The organism is Spirochaetota bacterium, assembly GCA_035477215.1.
Lineage (GTDB): Bacteria > Spirochaetota > UBA4802 > UBA4802 > UBA5368 > MVZN01.
Window position 1 is genome coordinate 1 of record DATIKU010000056.1, and the last position, 20,019, is coordinate 20,019.

A 20,019-nucleotide genomic window follows, 5' to 3' on the forward strand; every position below is an offset into this window, starting at 1 on the left:
GGTGTACTGCAGGCGCGCCCCCAGGGTTACGACGATCCCCGCGCTGTCGAACAGCCCCCCCACGGCGGGCTCGAAGTTGAAACCGACCTGTTCGGCCTTCATGGAAACGGGGGTTCCTGTTTCTATCTGGTTGAGCAACAAATTACCCGACGCCAGATACTCCATGTATGCCTGTTCCTTAAATTTCCCAAGGTTGAACATGTACAGCCCCGACAGGTTCGCCGCCGCGAAGAACTGCGAGCCCAGCGGCTGGGTAACCCCCAGGCCGAGCGCCGGCCCGTGGGCGGGGATATCGATCTTCATATACGAGTCATACACCGCATGATCCGATCCCGCCGGATCATATCGTCGTTCCGTACAGTACATTTCTAAAAGTCCACGTTGGTACTTGTAGCCGGCAAAGACCTTCATCTTTTCGGTCAGGCGGAAGCTGAGCGCGGAGTCGACATCGATCCGTTGTATCTCGACATAATAGGTCCCGGAAATGTAGTACTGGCCCCCGCCGCCGACCGTCGTGAGCTGGTCCGGCGAATACCAGTGCGCCGACTGTGTGCCGAACAGGCCCGATACCGAGAGCGTAACATCGGGCGTAAAGCTTACGCTCATCACCGGGCCGTACAGCATGCCGCTGCCGTACTCGAGGTCCTCAAGACCGCTCCCCCCGATTTCATTAATATACGGATCCCAGGCGAAATACCCGGCCTTGGCCCCCAGCATGAACTGCGCGGCGAAAGACGGCAGCGCGCACCCCGCGACCAGCAGCGACACGACGAACAGATGTATCCGACGTTTCATAGAGTGATCTCCTCGTATGTAGTATGAAGGCGCGAATAGTATTCGCGCTTTCGTATATGAGCATGCGCCAGAAGGCGCGAATAGGTATTCGCGCGTTCACGTACGACGACGCGTCCCGAAGGCGCGTATTCGCGCCGGTATGCGCGGCGAGGAACCGTCCGGCGTTCCGGGTCCGTGCGTGTGGGCATGTAATCGCTGGCGGTAAACGCGCACGCGGCCTCTTTGTCTGTGTGCATATTCGGGATGGACGGCGAGTGCGTGCCGGAGACGAATGCATTGTACGCGCGGGGCGCGGCCTGTATATATCGCCGCTCCCCCGACGGCCCGTCCTATCGGCGCTACACCAACACGGTTTCATACGTCTGTCAACACTTAATCGGAAAAAGTGCACACGGGGCAAAATATGTCTTGCGCGCCGCGCGACTCCGTGCCTATGCTGTGCGAAACGCGCCGGCGCGGCCGGCGCGTTTCGAACTCAATACATACACGATCCAGGAGACAGCCATGCGCATACCCCGTTCACTCAGTTTCGTCGTCATGTTCGCGCTGCTTGCCGGTTGCGGCACGCCGCAGAAGACCCTGCGCCAGGTGCCCAGGGAAAAACGTTCGGGCCTGATGGTGCTCGATTTCAAGAACGCCACGCTCAAAAGCAGGGCCGAGGAGTTCGGCCCCTGGGAGTTCGGCATTCCATCGATGCTGATGACCGACCTGGAGGCCATAGGCCTTTTCACCATCATCAGCCGCGACCAGATGAAGGAGGTCATCAAGGAACAGGAATTTCAGATGAGCGGGATGGTGGACCCCGACAAGGCGGTGAAGCTTGGCCGCATACTGGCCGCGCGCTACATGCTGGCGGGCTCCTTTATGGAAATGAACGGCAGCCTTCGCATGGAGTCGCGCGTCTACTCGGTCGAAACGGGCGCGCAGCTCGGCGCGGCCGCCGTGGCCGGGAAGACCGACGGCTTCTTTGATCTGCAGAAGGAGCTTGTGGTGAAGGTTTCGGCCTATCTCGATACGATGCTGAGCGCCGAGGAGGCCAGGCTCATCGCGAAGAACGTGGAGACCCGCTCGGTCGACGCCTCGCTCAGCAACTACCGCGGCGAGATCGCCGTCATGAAGGCCGAGGATCTCAAGGCGAAGGGGAACGTGGACGAGGCCCAAAAGGCGATTGCCGTAGCCAAAACGAGCTTCCAGAAGGCCATCGCGCTCGACCCGGAATACGAGAAGGCGCGCAAAAACCTCTCGCGCATCTCGCTCGCGGTGCCGGTGACCTTATAGGGTAAGGACACGGGCTCAAATGCTGAGCGGACCTAAGCAACTCATCCCCCCGGCCCCCTTCTCTTCGGCGAAGAGAAGGGGAGTTCCATAATCGAACCCTTGACATCACGTTCCGCGAACACCACCGGGAGGCACCGCATGAGAAAAATCGTCAAAACCATAAAGAGCAGGTCAGTCATCGAGGGCGCCGGCGTGCATCTGCGGCGAGCCTTCGGTTTCGGCGAAACGGAGCTTTTCGATCCCTTTCTGCTAATGGACGACTTCAGATCCGACGAGCCCGACCTCTACCGCAAGGGCTTCCCCTGGCACCCGCATCGCGGCATCGAGACCATCACCTATATGCTTAAAGGCAGCGTGGAGCACGGCGACAGCCTGGGGAACAGCGGCATAATCGCCCCCGGCGACGTGCAGTGGATGACGGCCGGAGGCGGCATCATACACCAGGAGATGCCGAGGGGCGACACCGCGGGCTCCATGCACGGCTTCCAGCTGTGGGCCAACCTTCCCGCTTCGCGTAAGATGATGAAACCGAGCTACCGCGGCATAACGGCCGCCGAGATACCCGAGGTCAGGGCGGAAGGCGGCGCGAGGATAAAGGTCATCTGCGGGACCGTGGGAAAAACGCGCGGGCCGGTTACCGATGTCGTTATCGACCCTGAATACCTCGACGTGTCCGTGCCGTCGAATAGTTCGTTTACGCATCCCGTCAGGCCGGGGCATACGGTGCTCTCCTACGTCATCGGCGGCGCCGGCGTCTTCTGCGGTGATGGCGACGCGTTTTCGTACAACGCCACCGGGGCGAACTATTTCGATTTCGCGAATGACCGGCTGATCGGCAACCACACCCTCATCGTCTACGGCGACGGCGACGCGGTCGGCGTTACGACCGGGGACGAGGGTGTGCGCTTTCTGCTTGTTTCGGGAAAACCCATCCGCGAGAGCGTGGCCTGGCACGGGCCCATCGTGATGAACACCCACGAGGAGCTGCGCCGCGCTTTCGAGGACCTAAACAACGACACCTTCCTCAGATACGAAGGCGACTGAGCGCGACCCGGTACGGCCGTTACAACCCGGCTGCGTGGTGCGTGTACAGGTAGTAGACGTAGCTGATGTATATCGCCAGCAGCAGACCCGCCTCGGGGCGCGTGACCCTTCCGCCTATGAGCGAGATGGGGATGATGAGCACCGAGGTCCCCATCATGACGAGCAGGTCGATCATGTTCACGTCGCCAGTGCCGATGGGAAAGAAGAGAGACGTGGCCCCCAGGATAAACAGGATGTTGAAGATGTTCGAGCCCACCACGTTCCCAAGCGAAACGTCGCCCTCGCCCTTCGCCGCGGCGAGCACCGAGGTGGCGAGCTCGGGGAGGCTTGTGCCAACGGCGACGACCGTGAGGCCGATCACGACGTTGCTCACACCCAGCATGCGCGCCAGCGTCACCGCGCCGCGAATGAAGAGCTCGGAACCGACCACGAGCACAAGGAGTCCCGCGACGATATAGACGATCGACCTGCCCCGGGAGAGCTCGCGCGCGCCCTCCACCGGCTCCTTCTCGACCTCAAGGTCGAGCTCGTCGACCTTCCCCTCCCGCCTTCTATGAATGGCCTGCCGCACCTTGTAGACGACGTAAAAGGTTATTCCCGCGAGCAGCAGCACCCCATCCGTTCTCTTCAGGTCGCCGTCCAGCACCATGAAGCAGAGCAGTCCGCTGACTGCCAGCATGAAGATAATATCGAGGCGCACGGCGCGGATGTTCATGACGATGGGACGAATAAGCGCCGCCGCGCCAAGGATGAGCGCGATGTTGGCGATGTTCGATCCGATGACGTTACCGATGGCGATGTCGGCGTTGCCCATCCTCCCCGCGTTGAAGCTGACCAGCAGCTCCGGGCTCGATGTCCCGAAGGCGACGATGGTGAGCCCCACGATGACCGGGGGAATCCCGAGCCTGAGCGCCAGGGCCACGCTCCCGCGCACCAGCCAGTCCGCGCCGAAGTACAGGGCGGCGATGCCCCCAAGCAACAACGCTATCTCGATAATCGGTTCCATTGATTCCTCCCGCTGCCTCTGTTCTCGCATCACCAGCCGATCGCGGCTCAATGCCGCCGGAGCACAACACTATGCGAGCCGGGTCCGATTCGTCAAGCCGGTATATATCGCCCCCGCCGTTTTTTCGACCTCCGCGATTGTGCCTGAACTTCCATAAAAAAATCTTTCTTTCGCGCGCATCGCGTGCAATAATCGGCCTTGCCGCATAAATACAGTTTTCACCGGGGGCGGATGCCACCGGGCACTCCGCGACCGGTCGGCCAACGGAGCTGCGCATGAAACCACTTCTGTCGTCGAAGACAACGGCCGGCGACCGGCGGGAGGGCTATATTGACCAGGCCCGTTACCGGGATATGACCGTCAGGGTGCTCGCCGTGATGGCCGCTGTCTCCATGGGCTTCTCCGCGCCTGCCGCCGCTGGCTTCCTGTCCTCGCAAGTACCTGCCGGCACACTCATGAGCTGAATACGCCGCCGGGGACGATATCGACGACTCACAAATCGACCTCCGCGAGAAAATCGAGGCGATCCTCACCCTTTATAACAGCAAGCTGAGATACGGCATCGAGGTAAAAAAGATGTTTTCGCCCGGCGGTACGCCGGTCGTCGGGAACCGCAACCGGCTCAACCAGGCATGGATGAACCTCATCAATAACGCCCTCCAGTCCATCGACTACCGCGGAATGCTCACCATATCCGCCGAACGGTCCGGGGAATGGATCATCGTTTCCTTTGCCGACACGGGACCGGGGATCCCCGAGTCGATAAGGGACCGTATTTTCGAACCGTTTTTCACCACGAAAAGGCACGGGGAGGGCATCGGACTGGGCCTCGACATCGCCAGGTCGATCGTGGAGGGCTGCGGCAGGATAGAGCTCGAAAGCTTTCCGGGAAACACGGTTTTCAAAGTCTATCTTCGATCCGCCGAAGACCGGAATCAATAACCACGGCGGGAAAGAGATCGCCACGCCCCGATACGGCCGGGGCTCGCAATGTTAGGCTGTTACCAGAAATTAAATCCACATCCACTATGGACGGGTGTTTATGTGGTTCTTTTTGCTTTACTTGCCGGGGATTATCGGATATCCTCGCCGGAGCGGCTGTATGCCGCAACCGTATTTCAGAAAATGAAGTCCCATGCCGAATGCACACGACAGGGGAACACAATGGATGCAAAGAAAGCCATAATCCGCGTCGGCGACGAAGCGATCATCGTACTGTCGCTCAAACAGGAACTCCAGAGCGGGCTGGGCGACGGGTATGTATACGAGTGCGCCATGAGCGCCGACGAAGTCCGGCGGATCATCGACGAGCTCTGTAACGAGAAGGTATGCGTGGTACCGGCCATCTCGGACTGGCTTATGCCGGGGGTCAAGGGCGATGAGTTCCTGTTCCAGATCAATAAGCAACACCCCGAGATCAAGTCGATCCCGATCACGGGGCAGTCGGACGAGTCGGCGATCGAACAGGTTCTGAACGAGGGCGCCGCCGGCGCGGTGCTCAAAAAGCCCTGGGACACCGAAGACCTCATCAGGGAGGTCCGCGCCTTGTGCGCCGGCTGCACGAACGGCCACGCGGGATGACTTCCCCCACATCCTTCGGCCGATCACATGGAGGTTTGCCGTGAAGGAAAATCCGATTACCCGACGAACCATGCTGAGGCTCGGCGCCGCCGCGGCCGGAAGCGCGGCGCTCGGTTATGCCGGATTCCAAGCGATCGGAAAGCTTGCCGGCGGCGCGGATGCAGCCTTCGCCTCGGCCGGGCCCAAAGCCCTCCCCATGGAAAAGCTCATGACGAACTGGGAATCCTCCATCAGGCGCGATCCGCGCGGGGGGCTCGCGCCGCATTGGTGATCCGAAAGCCCCTCACGAACATCCTCATCAAGCCCGCCGGGCCCGACTGCGGCATGGCCTGCGGCTACTGCTTTTACAGCGGCAAGGGAACGATCTTCCCCGATACGGCCGTACACCGCATGAGCGGGGCCATTCTCGAAGAGAGCATCCGCCAGCTCATGGCCCAGCCGCATGGCGAGGTGTCCGTAAGCTGGCAGGGCGGGGAGCCGACGCTCATGGGGCCGGACTTCTATAAAAAGGCCGCCCAACTGCAGGAGCGCTACGGGCACGGCAAGACGGTGGGGAACGGCATCCAGACGGGCGGTATCCTGATTGACCGGGACTGGGCCCGTTTTTTCAAGGAATATAAATTTCTTGTCGGCCTTTCCATAGACGGGTCCGGGCACGTGCACGACCGCTACCGCCGCACGCGCGCCGGCGGCCCCACCTGGGCGAAGGTGCGCGACGCCGCGCGGCTCATGCTCGACGAGGGCGTCGCAGTAAACGCCCTGTCCGTGGTGAACGACTATTCCGTGCGCTTCCCGGAGGAGACCTATGGCTTCTTAAAGGAGCTCGGGCTCTCGTACATGCAGTTCATCCCGTGCGTCGAGCCCGATCCGGCCGATGGTTCGAGGGCCGCGCCCTTCTCCGTTTCGGGCAAAGAGTTAGGACAATTTCTCATAACGATCTTCGACCTCTGGCGCGCGGACTTCATCGACGGCGCGCCGACCACCTCGGTGCGCTTTTTCGAGTCCCTGCTCTTCGGCTACGCGGGAATGCCGCCGTCGGAGTGCACGCTTATGGGCGAATGCGGCCCCTACCTCGTCGTGGAGCACAACGGCGACGTGTACTCCTGCGACTTCTTTGTGGAGCCCAAATGGCGCCTGGGAAACGTGATGAAAGGCCGCCTGGCGGATATGTTGAACTCGCCCGCCCAGGACGAGTTCGCCCGGCAAAAGGCCGCACTTCCGGACCGGTGCGCACAGTGTCGCTGGCTCGAGCGTTGCCGCGGCGGCTGTCCCAAGGACCGTCTGCGCGACGCGCGCGACGGCGGCCTCAATCATTTCTGCGAGGCCCTTTCGGCTTTTTTCGACCACGCGGACGCGGAATTAGCGCGGCTCGTCGCCGAATGGAGTCTGAAACAGGAGGCGCTCGAGCTCACGCGACGCGCGGCCGCGGCGGGAGCTATAGGCCGAAACGATCCCTGCCCGTGCGGCAGCGGACGGAAATACAAGAAATGCTGCGGGCGCGCGCCGTCGCCCCTCGCCTGATATATGGAGAACGCCGTCATGATCGATCAGAACGCACTCATCATGTTCGTAGCCGCCTCGACCGCGCTCGCCTTCGCGCCGGGCCCGGACAACATCTTCGTGCTCGCCCAGTCCATAACAATGGGAAGAACGGCCGGCTTCATCATCACGCTGGGTCTCTGCACGGGGCTCGTCGTCCACACAACGACCGTGGCGCTGGGCGTGGCGGCGATCTTTCAGACCTCGATCGCGGCGTTTACGGCTCTCAAGTACATCGGCGCCGCCTACCTGCTGTACCTGGCATGGAAGGCCTTCACGGCGCGGGTAAGCGGCATCCGGCCCGACGGGGAGCCACGCCTGTCGCGCGCGTCGCTCTATCGCAGGGGAATCATCATGAATGTAACCAATCCCAAGGTGTCGCTCTTCTTCATGGCCTTCCTGCCCCCGTTCGCCGATCCGGCAAACGGGTCGATCACCGTCCAGTTGATTCTTCTCGGATTCGTGTTTATACTGGTAACGCTCCTGGTATTCGGTTTTATAAGCCAGATCGCCGGCGCAATCGGCCGCAGACTGGCCCGGTCGGGCCGCTGGGAAGGGGCGCTGAATAAAATCGCCGGCACGGTGTTCGCGCTCCTGGCGGTGAAGCTCGTGCTTACCGGTCAGAAATAGCGCGTGCGGTGTCAAGGCGCACACGATTGACGGAGCGTATTAAGGATGACACACCGGTTCGACCCTAAAAACATACAGCGTCTCGACAGCCCCGAGCGCAGGGAACTGCTCCCGCCCTCTCGCATTCTCGACAATATGGGTCTCGGACCGGGCCAGAGCTTCCTCGACATCGGCGCGGGTGCGGGCTACTTCTCCTTCCCGGCGCTCGAAATCGTCGGCGAGAGCGGACGTGTCATCGCCGTGGACGTTTCGGCCGAGATGCTCGACGAAATGAAGCGGCGCGCGGGCGCCGCCGCGCACAACATCGAGTACCTTCTCTGTGATTCGGCCGCACTTCTCCTCCCCGATGGGTCGGTCGACACGGCGCTCATGGCGCTGCTGCTGCACGAGGTCGAAGAACGTGCCGGCCAGCTCGCGGAGGTCGGGCGCGTTTTGAAGAAAGGGGGAAGGCTCGCCGTCATCGAATGGAAGATGAAGGAGCCTCCCCCCGGCCCGCCGCGGGCCGAGCGCATCGCGCCGGAGGAAACTGTCGATCTTTGCGCCGGGACCGGCCTCACGCTCGTGAGGCGCGAAGAGCTGAACGCGCATCACTACCTCGTGCTCTGCGAAAAGCGCTGAGGGGCGGACGGCGGTAACAGGCACTATTCATAACGCAGGATAAGCGCCACGTCGCCGAACATCTCCAGGCCACCGTTTGATCCCTTGTAGTTAAAATGGAGATCGTTATCGGTTGAATAGTTGACTTCCACGAAGTTGTTCCTCGCTCCCGTGGAGAGCCCGAGCGAGATCCTTTCGGAAAGGTGTGCGTTGAGGCCGAGTATCGCGCCTATGCTCGCGAAGGTCTCGATGTATTTCATGCCCAATTTTCCCGCATAGGAGTACGATCCCCTGGCGTTACCCAGTCCGAGCTGCGGGCCGAGCCACAGGCGCATCGAATCGGTGCGGACCAGGCCGAAACCGAAGGAATGATACATGTGGTATTCGGTCAGGCCGATGGATTTACTGTACTGCGTACCATCGATCGAAAGGCTGCCGGTTGCGATTCCAAGCTGAAGCCGGTAATTGAACAATTTGTCCTTTGCCACGGCCGTGTCGATCAACAGGCCGAATCCGAAGAGGCTCCGCTCGGCATCCGCATCCTCCTCCCAGCCCAGCAGCATAGGATCAGGATCGAGATAATCACTGTTGAGCTCGGCTGACGCCGTTTTATATTGCCCGTATATCCCGAAGCTGAGCGCAGAGGCGCTTCGCGCAAACATACCGGTGAAAAAAATAACCGTGAACAGGAAAACTGGAAAACCCGACGTTTTCTTCATAGTCACATCCTCCGGAAAATGAACATACCCCGATGGACAGGGGTGAGCATACATGAAGGCGCGGGCCCCGGCCTGCGGCCGGGGTCCGCCGGATATCCCGTCAGAAAGCGAGACCCAGGCCGACATACAGGCTGACGCCGCTCAATCCGGCCGTAAGCGCCGAACCGTCCTCGTTGACAAGCCAGACGCCGTTCTTTTCGAATTTATCGAACTCGACGTATCTGCCCATCAGGCCACCGTAAATAATGGCCGAACCGGACAGCACATGGTTGTATTCAATCTTCGCATGATACCCGATCGCGGTATTCTTTAACGTCATTGAATCGCCGAAATCGGGAGGAATCGAAACCTTGTCCTCTATCTCCATTTTCAGTGTTGCCATGTAGTACCCGGCCCCCGCGCCGAACACCAGGTAACCCGAGTCGCTCACCGCTTTCCGGTAATAGAGGGTACCGGTGACCGGGATCACGTTGAGCGTCAACGTGCACGTGGCGGAGTCCGCCCACGACTTCGATTCCACTTTCGATTCGGCGCGTGTCGTATAAAATCCCCCGGACGCGCCCAGACCGACGGACCCAAGGAACAACCTGGGCTCGAGTTCCGCACCGAGGGCCACGTTCGCCGAAGAATCATCGGATTTGAACGAATTCGATCCCACGACGCCATTAAGATCATCCGCCAGTTCACCACCCAGCCATTTGGTCCAGTCCGACATGTCCGGATTATGCGCGTAGCCTATTCCGAACTGACCGAGTATCTGGAAACTGGTCCCCTCGGTGTTTTCTTCGGCGAAGGAAACCGACGAAACGAGCACGACCGAAAGCACGAACGACAGAAAAGCGTACCGCATTTTCATTATTATTCTCCTGTTAAAAATTGTTCGAGCCGTCGCACAGTCCGGAAGCGGCAATTTCACCCATCTCCGGCGATAACTGGCATTTACCGTTCAGGTTATGCGATACTCTTATTTTATCGAAGCGGGAATCCCGCCATCGATACTCGCAACCTGCCATGCCTGCGCTCCCAGCCGCGCCATACGAAGACGACGGATCCGGATGCGAAGGCCCGCATAATAAAAACGAATGGGAGAGCTGTTTTGTTAAAATTTTTTTGTATCCGGTGAAAAAATTCGCATTTTACGCAGTTTCCACGCCTGACACACCCCCCCCTCCGTCCGGACCAATCGCCTGATTTGGGGCCTGATGAACAAGCGTCCATGCACATATCGGGACCGTTTTTTAACCCGGTTCGTGAATCGGCCGGCATGCTTGACAATCAGCGCAATTATCTATATATTTAGTCGATTCGCGACCGGGAGTTGGAACGCTCCCCGCCCCCGGCGGCGAATCCGAATCCGTTACCAGGGGAACAGCAATGAAAAAATATCCAGCGCTCTTACTCGTGCTCGCGGTAGCGGCGGCATTGCCATTGGACGCCGAGATCATGAAGGGACCGGAGGGGTATATCGACGAGGGGAATATGCCCATAATCGAGGATACGCCGACGATCGAGAACATTCCGGTGGTGGACGCGAAAACCGACCGCGCCGCGCGCAACGCGGCGCCATCCACAAGCGGTACCCTTATCATGAAATATTTCAAGGACGACAATACCTTTGTCATCATCTGCAAGGGGTATCCGAAACCCGGCGTTGAAAGCGGCGAGGCCCGGGGCACCGCGCGCGAGGCCGCTCTCATCAACGCACAGGTGCTTGCGGGTGAGGTTTTCAAATCCGGGATAAACGTCATAACCGCCGGCTCGCCGGAGCGTTACATCGACGGCAAGGGCTACGCAATGATTTATTATATCGTGCGGCACCCGGGACTGAGGAAGTACGCGAAGTAAGCCCCGTCGCAACGACGGCGGGGCCGTCGCTCTCGGTTTTTCCGGCCAGTAGATAAAGTCGGTATACCGCCAGAATCCCGTACGGAATCTCTCCGTTCAGGCGCTCGAAGACCGGCTTGAGGTATTCCGCGCCGAGCTCTTCGAAGGCACCCATAACGGACTTGCCGCGTTCCTCATCGAGAGCGAGCATGGGCGTGGTACCGTAGCTTCGCAGCGAATTTCCCTCGCGAGATAACTGAAAAGGTTGCTCAGGATTGTCCGCGTCTTCACCCCGTATTCCCCGCTCGGGACTCCGATACGCGCGCGGCCCGAACGGCCGCTGCCCGACAAAAGGTGGTTGCACTTTGCGGCCCCACGTGCATAGACTTGCATGGAAGGAATTTCAAGGGCGGCGGGCAACCCGGGCGGCGACACCCAAAAAAACACCGGACGGCTGTTTTATGGTTGTCGCATTTTACCGCTTATATAAAATTTACATGATCGAAAAAGCGGCTTTGCGTAGTTGGTAATCGTTCGATTCCCCCGCCGCTGGAGGGGAACCCGGCACTTCGGGGATTGACGCAATTCATATCACCGGCCACAGACGGACGAAACCGGCGCCGTCCCGCGGCATACATGATCACACACCAGAGGGAGGAGCATCATGCTTAAAAAGAGGATCGAGGACGATATCTATATTCTGACCATCGGCAACGGCAAGACCAATTCACTTACCGCCGAGTTCTACACCGAGCTTCGGGAGATACTGAACGAGGTCAACAACAACCCGTCGCCCAAGGGGATCATTTTCACCGGCGAGGGGCGTTTCTTTTCATCGGGATTCGATCTGCCCATGTTTCTTTCGTTTAAAAATTCGAAGGAAGTCGCGAATTTTTTCACCTCGCTCGAGGAGCCGGTGCTGGTCGACCTGTTCATGTGCAAAAAGCCCGTCATCGCCGCGCTCAACGGCCACACCGTCGCCGGCGGGCTCATCATCGCCATGGCATGCGACTACCGCATCGCCACGCCGAACCCGAAAGCGAAATACGGAATGAGCGAAATCAAGATCGGCCTGCCGCTCTCCGTGGCCCAGGGCGAGATCGTCCGCTTCGGCATGTCCAACGACAAAAACTACCGCGACCTGGTATACTTCGGCAGCATGATGGACATCAACCAGGCGCGCGAGAAGAACATCGTCGACGAGGTCGTCGAGGAGGCCGAGCTCATCAACCGCGCCAAGCAGCTGGTTTCGCTGTTTATCGACAATCCCGGCCGCGCGTTCACGCCCATCAAAAACCTCTACCGCAGGCCGCTCGCGGAGCGGATGCAAAAGGGCATCGCCGAACTCGACTGGGAAGAGAGCCTCGGCTGCTTCTTCAAGGAGGACGTGCGGGCCACCCTGGAGTTTGTGCAGGCGAGCATGGCGAAGTAGGTAAATACCCGATCAATGGACATCAGGAAGGCGGGATGGCGTCTGTTTTCGATCCGGCAGGACGAATTCGGCTACGCCGTCCCGCTTTTCGCGCTCTACCTGCTCTCCGGTTGTTTCTACGCGACCGGCCAGATATTCACCGAAACGATCTTTCTCAAAACCTACGGTGCGCCGGGACTCTCGCGCTTCTTCGTTTATAACGGCATCGCGCTCATCGCGGGCGGGCTGATGTACAACCTCTTTCTTCTGAAAGTCTCGCTGCGCCGCGGCTACCTCGTTCTCATCGTGCTCTTTACCGGGCTCATCACGGCGGCCCTGCTCGAGCGCTTCCGCGGAGAGAAATGGCTGCCGTTCGCGCTGTACATGGGGAACTACCTGTTCACCTTTTTCCTGGACATGCATTTCTTCAACTTCATCTTCCGCTACCTTTCGCTTCGAAACTCGCGCCGCATCATCCCGTTCCTCATGGGGGGGGGGAAGCTCGGCGGGATCCTCGCCGGGGGTCTCATCTTCGGCCTGCTTTCCGACGATGTAGCGCAACTCGGCATCATCCTGTGGGCCTCGTGCGGCGCGCTGATGCTTGTGCCGCTCCTGGCCCTCCGGCCGCCCGCCGGAGGCGGCGGCCCGGAGGGCCGACGGGAGAGCGAACTCCTGCCCGACATGCGCATCGTTGAAAAGCTCGTACGCAAGGTGCGCGTCGCGCTCCGCTTTCCGCTTTTCGCCTGGTCCATACTGGCGGTCTTCGCGATGTCCATCGCCAACCAGATCGCCGAGTTTTATTTCGCCGGTATATTCAACAGGGTTTTCACCACCGGAAGGGAGCTCGCGGCCTTCCTGAGCGCCTATACCGTCGGCTCGGACCTGCTGACCCTTGGCCTCCAGCTGTTCGTCGTATCGCGCGTCATCCGGGGCGCCGGGGTGGGAAGGGTTAACTCCGTATATCCCGCGTCCTTCCTCGGACTGGTCCTTCTTGCCGCCGCCTGGCCCGGACTGGCCGCGGGCATCATGCTGCGTTTCTTCCGCAAGAACCTGAGCATCCTCTTCCGCATGCCCGCGTTTAACATCATCATGGCGGCCTCCCCGTCCGAACGAATGGCCGAGGTCAAATCCTTCATCACCGGCATCATAAGCCCGCTGGGAATGATCGCCGGCGGCGGCTGTATCCTCCTCATCCACGATTATCTTGCCCCCGGCGCGGGCTACGCGCTGGGTGCGGGCGTCGGGGCGGTCTACCTCGGCGTTACGCTGTTTCAGAACCGGGCGTATCTTTCCTCGCTCAGAAAACGTCTCTCGATAGGCTCGGCGTACGCAAACGCGTCTGCGCTGATGCCCCAGGACGGACTGCCGCCGCACGGCGACGACGCCGGAAGGGTCTTCATCGCCGAGGCCTTCTTTAACGAGAACCCGTCGGTCGAGCGCGCCGCCGATCTCGCCCCGTTGTACGACGGGCTTTCACGGGAAACGAAAGAGGGCATGCTCGATCTTTTCTCGTCGACACGCACCGAGCCGTTCGAGGCGGTCATACACCGTGCGCTCGGCGACGGCGAGCCATCGGTGCGGATACGGGCGCTCGGGCTCATCGCCGGGAGGCCCCTGGCGGAGCGGAGGAGGCTCATCGACACCCATTTAAGACCTTCGCTCGAAGGAGAGTGGCGCGCCGCCATGCTGATCCTTGCCGGTGAAGGGCCCGTAGCGGCCACCGGCCTTGACCCCGACAGCTTCGCCCTCCAGAGCCTGCACGAAATCGGCGCCATGGTGCGCGCGCGGGAGTGCGACCCGGTCGAGTTCCTGGCCCTGTGCCGGGTGCTTCACCCGGGATATTATCTCGACCGCCTGGTCGACCTTGCGGTCGAGACGCGCCAGATCGCGCTCTTCGACGCGATCATCCCGCACGCCGACAGCCTGACCAGATCGAAGGCGCGCAGGGTGATGTACGCCTTCCGCGACGCCACCCCCGGAAGGCTTGCCGACTTCTTCTCTATGGCCGACGCCCTCTCCGAAATGGACCGCGCCTCGCTCCTCGACCTGAGACCCGCCCTTTCGGCTGCCCACATAACTCTCCTCTTCCAGCCCGATGAAAAGGTCCGCTCGACGGTCTTTCGCCGCCTGGCAAGCCGCAAAAGCTTCAGCCAGAAATACAACTATCTCAATTACCTGGTCAGCATAGGGGTGCCTGCCGTGAAGGAGATGGAGTCCTTTCTCGACTACGAGATCGACACCATTGTACGCCTGAAGCGGCTGCGCTCCTCGATAGAAGGGGCACCCGAAAACGATACCGCGGGGACCCTGCTCGAATTCATAAACATGACGCTCACGGACACCGTCGAGCTCCACAAGCACCTCATGCTCAAGGCGCTCGGCGCCATCACGGGGGCCGATCTTGACAGGTTGTACGAATCGAGCCTGCTGCTTCGCGACAGAGAGCTCGACGAGTATCTTCTGGAATATATCGACGCATCGGGAAAGGCCGGAAAGCGCGCGCTCGCCGTCCTCGAGGACGCCGGACGGTCCGCGGACACGAGCGGCGCGAAGACCGGCCACACGACGGCCGAGATGCTCTGGGCCGTCTCCGAAAAGAACAGGCAGTTTCTTCCTGAAATACGCGACGCCATGCGACATTGCGCGACCGTGCTTTCGCGCGGCGAAGCGCAGAATGCAGAATCGACACGGGAGGCTGAAATGGACTCTCTCATAGAAAAAATAGTGTTTCTGAAAAAGAACGTTTTATTCCGCGATCTCAAGGTCAACGAGCTCATCCGTATCGCGGCCATCACCAGGGAGATCGATCTCGCCGCGGACCGCACCGTTATTGCCGAGGGCGATATGGGCGACGAACTGTTTATGGTGTACGAGGGCGAGGTGCTGGTCCACACGGGCGGCAGGACGCTCGACCGGCTGGGCGCCGGCGATTGCCTTGGCGAGCTCTCGATCATCGATCGCGAGCCTCGCAGCGCGAGTGCCGTAACCACGAAGCCCTCGCGTTTGCTCGCCATTCGCCGCGAGGATTTTCTGTTGACACTGAAGGAAAATCCATCCATATCGATAAGCGTGATGCAGGTTATCACGCGGCGACTGCGGAAGATGATAGCGTCATAATCCGACCTCGAAGGCGGCTTCATGGCAGTGCTCGGAGGGAAGGGCGTCCGGACCCACGGCGCGCTAAGATCTGCGATGTGCGCACTTTCCCTTGCGTGCGCCCTCACCGTCGTCGCCCTTGCGCTCCGCGGAGAAAACGCCCGACTCTTCGGCGAGGAGCCCCTTAAAGAGAAACCCGCCGCAGACACTTCCCCGGACAAGCCCCCTGCCGCAAAGAAAAGGGCCGTTAGAAAAATCGTCGACACCATATCGACGGGCGAGCTGTACAAACAGCGGGAAAAGCAGGAGAAGCGCCGGGTCGAATCCGGTCCCGGGCGCGACCACGAGGACCTTTCCTCCATGCACAAGAGCGCGAGCGAGGAGATCGAATCCATCATCGTCTTCCTGGGCGAGATTCCGGCCACCGGCGGCAGAAAGGCGCTGTACGCCCCGGTCTTCCTCTCGGAGAGCAAGGGCATTTTCGGCACGGGTACGGATTTCTCGCTTAGATGGGTCGGCTACAAGCTCTCGACGCGCTTCACTCAGAAGCGGTTTCCGTGGGACAACACGACGCTCAGCGAAACGCTGGTGGGCTCCTTCCTGTACGCGTCGGGCACCAACATCGGCTTTCAGGGAAATGCCGTCGTTGAGGAACGGCGCTTCTACACGAACTACACCTCGCAGATCGTCACGTTGAAGGTCGGCCTTCCGTTCAGGGCCTACGCGGGCTTCACGCTCGATTCGCGGCAGTATTTCTTCGTGCGGCGCAATGCACCTGAAGATTTCATCATGCCGAACGACCACATTAACCTATTTCCCCGCATCGACCTGGGAATCGAGCGCCTCACCGAAAAGGGGATCGACCAGATCAAACAGGGCTTCAGCCTCGAGTCATGGGCCGGGTACGGCATCCGGAACAAATGGGAGAGATGGGGAGAGGAACCCATCCTTGAAGATACGACCTGCGCGCGCACCTTCGCAATCTACTCCTGCGAGTTCACCGCGGGGGCGCTCTTTCTGAGAACTCACAACCTGGTATTCAGGGCGCATTATAAAGGAGGCATCGACAACGATTTCCTCACGCGCCCCCGCTTCGGCGGCACCATTGACAACGCCAACCTCGACGTAGTCCACGGTTTCACCGTGGACAATTTCCGGGTGGAGAGCTTCGGCCTGGTAAATCTGAAATATGCTTTCGACGCGGCCTCCCGCCTGCGGATCAACGTCTTCCTCGATTATGCGCGCATCTTCGACCCGGACCCCGAACACGTGGCCGGCTCGGGCTACGGCGTTAGAATTCTCGCCGTCGGCGGCCTTCCGGTATGGATCACCCACGGCATCGGGCGGCGGGAATTCCCCGGAAACGCTCGATGGGAACACGTCGTCATGGTCATGACCGCCGCCGGCTGGTAAAAAAAAGCTTGACTGAGCGCGCTTTCGCCGCAGAGCATAATGTCATATATCGGTTGATCATCAATGGACTAATTGCGAACCGCGGATTGCGATGATTTTCCAGGTTTTGCATCGGCTCCATAGTATCATGAAAACAGAGGCGGTCGCGCTCATGAAGGTAATAGAAGGTAAACTCGACGCGTCGGGACTCGGGTTCGGCATCGTCGTATCGCGGTTCAACGAATTCATCACCCAGAAGCTTTTGGGTGGCGCAATTGACTGCCTTAAAAGAAACAACGCCGACGAAAACAACATAACCGTGCTGTGGGTACCCGGATCGTTCGAGATTCCGGCGGCGGCCAAACGCCTGGTCGATACGGGTTCCTTTGACGCGGTGATCTGCCTTGGCGCGGTTATACGCGGCGCCACGCCGCATTTCGATTTCGTCGCCTCGGAGGTATCCAAGGGCGTGGCCCAGATATCCCTCGCGGCCTCCATACCCGTCGTCTTCGGCGTACTCACCACGGACAGTATCGAGCAGGCCATCGAGCGCGCCGGGTCGAAATCCGGCAACAAGGGTTTCGACGCCGCGCTTTCGGCGATCGAGATGGCCAATATCTTCAAACAGATCCGATAAATGGGACACCGGCGGAAATCCCGGGAATATGCGCTCCAGGGACTTTATATGTTCGAAACGGTGCATACAACTCCCGACGAGCTCGCCACGCTCGGATGGGTGGATAAGGACATATCCGAGGACATCCGCCAGTTCGCCCTCTCGCTGATCGACGGATCTTTACGGAACATGGACGAGATCGATGACCTCATAAAGACCTATTCCAAAAACTGGAAGTTCGAACGCCTGAGCGCAGTCGACAAGTCCATTCTGAGGCTTTCCATTTTCGCGCTGCTTCACCTCCCGGACATTCCGTCGGCGGTCACGATCAATGAGGGCATCGAGCTCGGGAAGATCTACGGCGGCGAGAGCTCCGGACAGTTTATAAACGGCATACTCGACGCCATACATAAATATGAACTGAATAGGGAGGAAACAGCGGAGAGTGAGCCCGATAACAAAAAATAGGTTTTCCATTTCCTCCGGCGACGAGACGGACGACGCCCCGGGCGAAATAAAACGAAACAGGCTCAGCCTGGCCGAGTCCCTCAAAAGCCGGAAATACCTCCCGGTGGCGGTCATATCGGGAATCGCCGTGCTGGCCGTCTCCGCCATCCTTCTGCTCACCGCCTACTACAAGAAACCGTCGCTGTTCACTCCATCCGATAAAACGGCGGGCGAGTCCATCTACTCGGACACCGACAAAAAGGAGCTCCCCGCAGGCGCGGTCGAGAACATCCATCTCAAAAGGGGCATCGAAAGCTATCACAAGGGATATTTCAACGACGCGCTGGCCGAGTTCGCCGAGGTGGTCGAGTCCGGTGCCTCCAACGAGGAAAAGGCCATGGCGCTCACCTATGCGGGCATCATCCACGATGACAAGGGCGATTTCAACAAAGCGATAGAAAGCTACAACCGGGCCCTGACCTACGACCGTAAAAATCCGGTGATCTACCGGAACATCGCCCTGGCCTACCGGCGCAAGAAAGACTACGACAAGGCGGCGGAGTTCGCCGAAAAGGCGGTCGACACCGACTCGGGCAATATTCACAACAGGGTGCTGCGCGGCAACATCTACTTCGAACAGGGCCGCTATGCCGACGCCGCGCGCGAATACGAGGCCGCGCTCGAAACCTCACCCGAGGACCCGCCCGCGCTCTATAACCTGGCCATCGCCCTCCTCAAAAAAGGCGACGAGGTCTCCGCAATCGAATATCTCAAGCGCGCCGGCGCCGCCGATAAAATCGGACAGGTCGCCTCGCGCGCGTACGGACGGCTCGGCGTTCTCTTCACCGAGAGGCGCGACTATCCACAGGCCGAAAAATTCCTGGTGCTCGCCGTCTCCATCGCCCCTCGCGACGCCGTCAATCATTACAACCTGGGAATAGTCTATTCCCGGCAGAACAAAAACGAAAAGGCACTGGAGGCCTTCGTCAAGGCCGGCGAGCTCGGCCACGGCGACGTGGCGATGCTCGAGAGCCTGGGCGAGGCCTATTACTCGCTGAAAGACTACGACCGCAGCCTCGAGACCTACAACCGCCTGCTCGGCACCTCGAAGCGAAACGCGCGAGTTCTTTCACGCATCGCCGAAATATATTACGACAAGGGCGACCTGGACCGGGCCTACGAGTTCTATCACAGGATTACCACCTACGAACCGGCCTCGGAAAACGCGCGCGTGGCCTATCTCAACATGGGCAACATCCTCGACGACGCCCAGCGCTTCGAGGAATCGATCCAGGCATACGAGAAGGCGCTGGCCATAAGCCCCAAGGACGATTCCGCGCTCTACAACCTGGGGATCGCCTACAAGCACGCCGGCAAACCCCAGCTCGCGATTGAATCGTGGAAGAAGGCCGCCGAGCTCAATCCGGACAATCCCCAGCCATTGCTTGCGCTCGCGGACTTTTACTACGAGAACAACCACTACGACATGGCCATGGACGAATACCAGCGCATACTGCGGCGCTGGCCGAACATCCAGGAGGGCCACTTCAGCCTGGCCACGATCTATTACAAAAAAAACCTGCTCGATTACGCCCGCGAGGAATACAAGCGCGTCATCGAAATCAACGAAAAGTCCGACCTCGCGCGTCGCGCTTACGTTAACCTGGGAATCCTCGCCTCGAAGATCGAGAAGCCGAGCGACGACTCCATGCGAAATGCCGTCGGCTACGTGCAGAAGGCGCTGCTCCTGAAGCCCGGCGACGCGGAGGCGCTTTTTTCACTTGGGCTTCTGTACGCGAAGAAGGAGATGCACGACAAGGCCATCGATATCTTCTACCAGGCCGTCCGCGCGACGAACGATCCGAAGGTGATCGCCGAATCGTACAACAACATAGGCAAGTGCTACTTCAAAAAGGGTATGTATAAAAAGGCCCTGCAGTCCTTCACCAGGGGCATCGAGGAGGATCCCGTCAACGAGGAGCTCCGCATGAACCGCAAGGTGGCGATGCAGGCCTACGAGGAAGAGCTGGCGCGAAGGTGAGGG

20 protein-coding genes are annotated in these 20,019 nt (G+C 59.8%); 16 read left to right on the forward strand and 4 right to left on the reverse strand.

From position 1 onward, the window contains the following. On the reverse strand, positions 1-795 hold a 795-nt coding region (locus tag VLM75_14075), incomplete at its 3' end, for a hypothetical protein (protein ID HSV98044.1). 504 nt (positions 796-1,299) lie between these two features. Here VLM75_14075 and VLM75_14080 point away from each other — a divergent pair. Together VLM75_14080 and VLM75_14085 are read left to right on the forward strand one after the other, a co-directional pair. Next, the gene (locus VLM75_14080) at positions 1,300-2,073 is read left to right on the forward strand and encodes a CsgG/HfaB family protein (protein HSV98045.1); all 774 of its coding nucleotides are present in this window, start codon (positions 1,300-1,302) and stop codon (positions 2,071-2,073) included. A gap of 138 nt (positions 2,074-2,211) precedes the next feature. After that, positions 2,212-3,117: a pirin family protein gene (locus VLM75_14085; GenBank protein HSV98046.1), complete on the forward strand. Its 906-nt coding sequence runs from the start codon at positions 2,212-2,214 to the stop codon at positions 3,115-3,117. 19 nt (positions 3,118-3,136) lie between these two features. On the opposite strand, the gene VLM75_14090 is transcribed toward VLM75_14085, so the two are convergent. Then, positions 3,137-4,123 carry a calcium/sodium antiporter gene (locus VLM75_14090; GenBank protein HSV98047.1) on the reverse strand — a complete coding sequence of 329 codons (987 nt, stop codon included), beginning with the start codon at positions 4,121-4,123 and terminating at the stop codon, positions 3,137-3,139. 275 nt (positions 4,124-4,398) lie between these two features. On the opposite strand from VLM75_14090, the gene VLM75_14095 reads away from it, so the two are divergent. From VLM75_14095 to VLM75_14125, 7 genes are all read left to right on the forward strand, one after another. After that, positions 4,399-4,587: a hypothetical protein gene (locus tag VLM75_14095; protein HSV98048.1), complete on the forward strand. Its 189-nt coding sequence runs from the start codon at positions 4,399-4,401 to the stop codon at positions 4,585-4,587. 112 nt (positions 4,588-4,699) lie between these two features. Then, positions 4,700-5,065, forward strand: a complete 366-nt coding sequence (locus VLM75_14100) for a HAMP domain-containing sensor histidine kinase (GenBank protein ID HSV98049.1) — start codon at positions 4,700-4,702, stop codon at positions 5,063-5,065. A 222-nt stretch (positions 5,066-5,287) separates the two neighbouring features. Beyond that, complete coding sequence (locus tag VLM75_14105) at positions 5,288-5,704, forward strand: response regulator (protein ID HSV98050.1); 417 nt, start codon at positions 5,288-5,290, stop codon at positions 5,702-5,704. A 40-nt stretch (positions 5,705-5,744) separates the two neighbouring features. Continuing rightward, a complete protein-coding gene (locus VLM75_14110) occupies positions 5,745-5,975 on the forward strand; it encodes a hypothetical protein (GenBank protein HSV98051.1) in 231 nt (76 codons plus the stop codon). Further along, positions 5,972-7,225, forward strand: a complete 1,254-nt coding sequence (locus VLM75_14115; GenBank protein ID HSV98052.1) for an anaerobic sulfatase maturase — start codon at positions 5,972-5,974, stop codon at positions 7,223-7,225. Before VLM75_14110 ends, VLM75_14115 begins: the two co-directional genes overlap by 4 nt. A gap of 18 nt (positions 7,226-7,243) precedes the next feature. Then, on the forward strand, positions 7,244-7,873 hold the full coding sequence (locus VLM75_14120) for a LysE family translocator (GenBank protein HSV98053.1): 630 nt from the start codon (positions 7,244-7,246) through the stop codon (positions 7,871-7,873). Between the two features lie 45 nt (positions 7,874-7,918). After that, positions 7,919-8,491 carry a class I SAM-dependent methyltransferase gene (locus tag VLM75_14125; protein HSV98054.1) on the forward strand — a complete coding sequence of 191 codons (573 nt, stop codon included), beginning with the start codon at positions 7,919-7,921 and terminating at the stop codon, positions 8,489-8,491. Between the two features lie 23 nt (positions 8,492-8,514). Here the strand turns inward: VLM75_14125 and VLM75_14130 are convergent, their stop codons facing one another. Both VLM75_14130 and VLM75_14135 read right to left on the reverse strand, forming a co-directional pair. Then, positions 8,515-9,189, reverse strand: coding sequence for a hypothetical protein (locus VLM75_14130; GenBank protein ID HSV98055.1), 675 nt, complete (start codon positions 9,187-9,189; stop codon positions 8,515-8,517). 100 nt (positions 9,190-9,289) lie between these two features. Then, a complete protein-coding gene (locus tag VLM75_14135) occupies positions 9,290-10,045 on the reverse strand; it encodes a hypothetical protein (GenBank protein ID HSV98056.1) in 756 nt (251 codons plus the stop codon). A 518-nt stretch (positions 10,046-10,563) separates the two neighbouring features. Between VLM75_14135 and VLM75_14140 the strand changes: the two genes are divergently transcribed. From VLM75_14140 to VLM75_14170, 7 genes are all read left to right on the forward strand, one after another. After that, a complete protein-coding gene (locus VLM75_14140) occupies positions 10,564-11,034 on the forward strand; it encodes a hypothetical protein (protein HSV98057.1) in 471 nt (156 codons plus the stop codon). Positions 11,035-11,677: 643 nt separating this feature from the next. Further along, positions 11,678-12,445, forward strand: coding sequence for an enoyl-CoA hydratase/isomerase family protein (locus VLM75_14145; protein ID HSV98058.1), 768 nt, complete (start codon positions 11,678-11,680; stop codon positions 12,443-12,445). 15 nt (positions 12,446-12,460) lie between these two features. Beyond that, positions 12,461-15,541, forward strand: coding sequence for a cyclic nucleotide-binding domain-containing protein (locus VLM75_14150; protein HSV98059.1), 3,081 nt, complete (start codon positions 12,461-12,463; stop codon positions 15,539-15,541). Between the two features lie 21 nt (positions 15,542-15,562). Next, positions 15,563-16,933 carry a hypothetical protein gene (locus tag VLM75_14155; GenBank protein ID HSV98060.1) on the forward strand — a complete coding sequence of 457 codons (1,371 nt, stop codon included), beginning with the start codon at positions 15,563-15,565 and terminating at the stop codon, positions 16,931-16,933. Positions 16,934-17,084: 151 nt separating this feature from the next. Continuing rightward, positions 17,085-17,549: a 6,7-dimethyl-8-ribityllumazine synthase gene (gene ribE / locus VLM75_14160; GenBank protein ID HSV98061.1), complete on the forward strand. Its 465-nt coding sequence runs from the start codon at positions 17,085-17,087 to the stop codon at positions 17,547-17,549. Continuing rightward, complete coding sequence (gene nusB / locus VLM75_14165) at positions 17,550-17,996, forward strand: transcription antitermination factor NusB (GenBank protein HSV98062.1); 447 nt, start codon at positions 17,550-17,552, stop codon at positions 17,994-17,996. Continuing rightward, a complete protein-coding gene (locus tag VLM75_14170) occupies positions 17,974-20,016 on the forward strand; it encodes a tetratricopeptide repeat protein (GenBank protein HSV98063.1) in 2,043 nt (680 codons plus the stop codon). Before nusB ends, VLM75_14170 begins: the two co-directional genes overlap by 23 nt. Positions 20,017-20,019: the final 3 nt, after the last annotated feature.

Bases quoted from the DNA above. Each gene is read 5' to 3' on its own strand.
- VLM75_14095 (HSV98048.1), top strand. From the start codon at position 4,399: ATGAAACCACTTCTGTCGTCGAAGACAACGGCCGGCGACCGGCGGGAG.
- VLM75_14125 (HSV98054.1), top strand. From the start codon at position 7,919: ATGACACACCGGTTCGACCCTAAAAACATACAGCGTCTCGACAGCCCC.
- VLM75_14130 (HSV98055.1), bottom strand. From the start codon at position 9,189: ATGAAGAAAACGTCGGGTTTTCCAGTTTTCCTGTTCACGGTTATTTTT.
- VLM75_14155 (HSV98060.1), top strand. From the start codon at position 15,563: ATGGCAGTGCTCGGAGGGAAGGGCGTCCGGACCCACGGCGCGCTAAGA.
- VLM75_14120 (HSV98053.1), top strand. From the start codon at position 7,244: ATGATCGATCAGAACGCACTCATCATGTTCGTAGCCGCCTCGACCGCG.
- VLM75_14135 (HSV98056.1), bottom strand. From the start codon at position 10,045: ATGAAAATGCGGTACGCTTTTCTGTCGTTCGTGCTTTCGGTCGTGCTC.
- VLM75_14080 (HSV98045.1), top strand. From the start codon at position 1,300: ATGCGCATACCCCGTTCACTCAGTTTCGTCGTCATGTTCGCGCTGCTT.
- VLM75_14140 (HSV98057.1), top strand. From the start codon at position 10,564: ATGAAAAAATATCCAGCGCTCTTACTCGTGCTCGCGGTAGCGGCGGCA.
- VLM75_14150 (HSV98059.1), top strand. From the start codon at position 12,461: ATGGACATCAGGAAGGCGGGATGGCGTCTGTTTTCGATCCGGCAGGAC.
- nusB (HSV98062.1), top strand. From the start codon at position 17,550: ATGGGACACCGGCGGAAATCCCGGGAATATGCGCTCCAGGGACTTTAT.
- ribE (HSV98061.1), top strand. From the start codon at position 17,085: ATGAAGGTAATAGAAGGTAAACTCGACGCGTCGGGACTCGGGTTCGGC.
- VLM75_14105 (HSV98050.1), top strand. From the start codon at position 5,288: ATGGATGCAAAGAAAGCCATAATCCGCGTCGGCGACGAAGCGATCATC.
- VLM75_14145 (HSV98058.1), top strand. From the start codon at position 11,678: ATGCTTAAAAAGAGGATCGAGGACGATATCTATATTCTGACCATCGGC.
- VLM75_14090 (HSV98047.1), bottom strand. From the start codon at position 4,123: ATGGAACCGATTATCGAGATAGCGTTGTTGCTTGGGGGCATCGCCGCC.
- VLM75_14085 (HSV98046.1), top strand. From the start codon at position 2,212: ATGAGAAAAATCGTCAAAACCATAAAGAGCAGGTCAGTCATCGAGGGC.
- VLM75_14100 (HSV98049.1), top strand. From the start codon at position 4,700: ATGTTTTCGCCCGGCGGTACGCCGGTCGTCGGGAACCGCAACCGGCTC.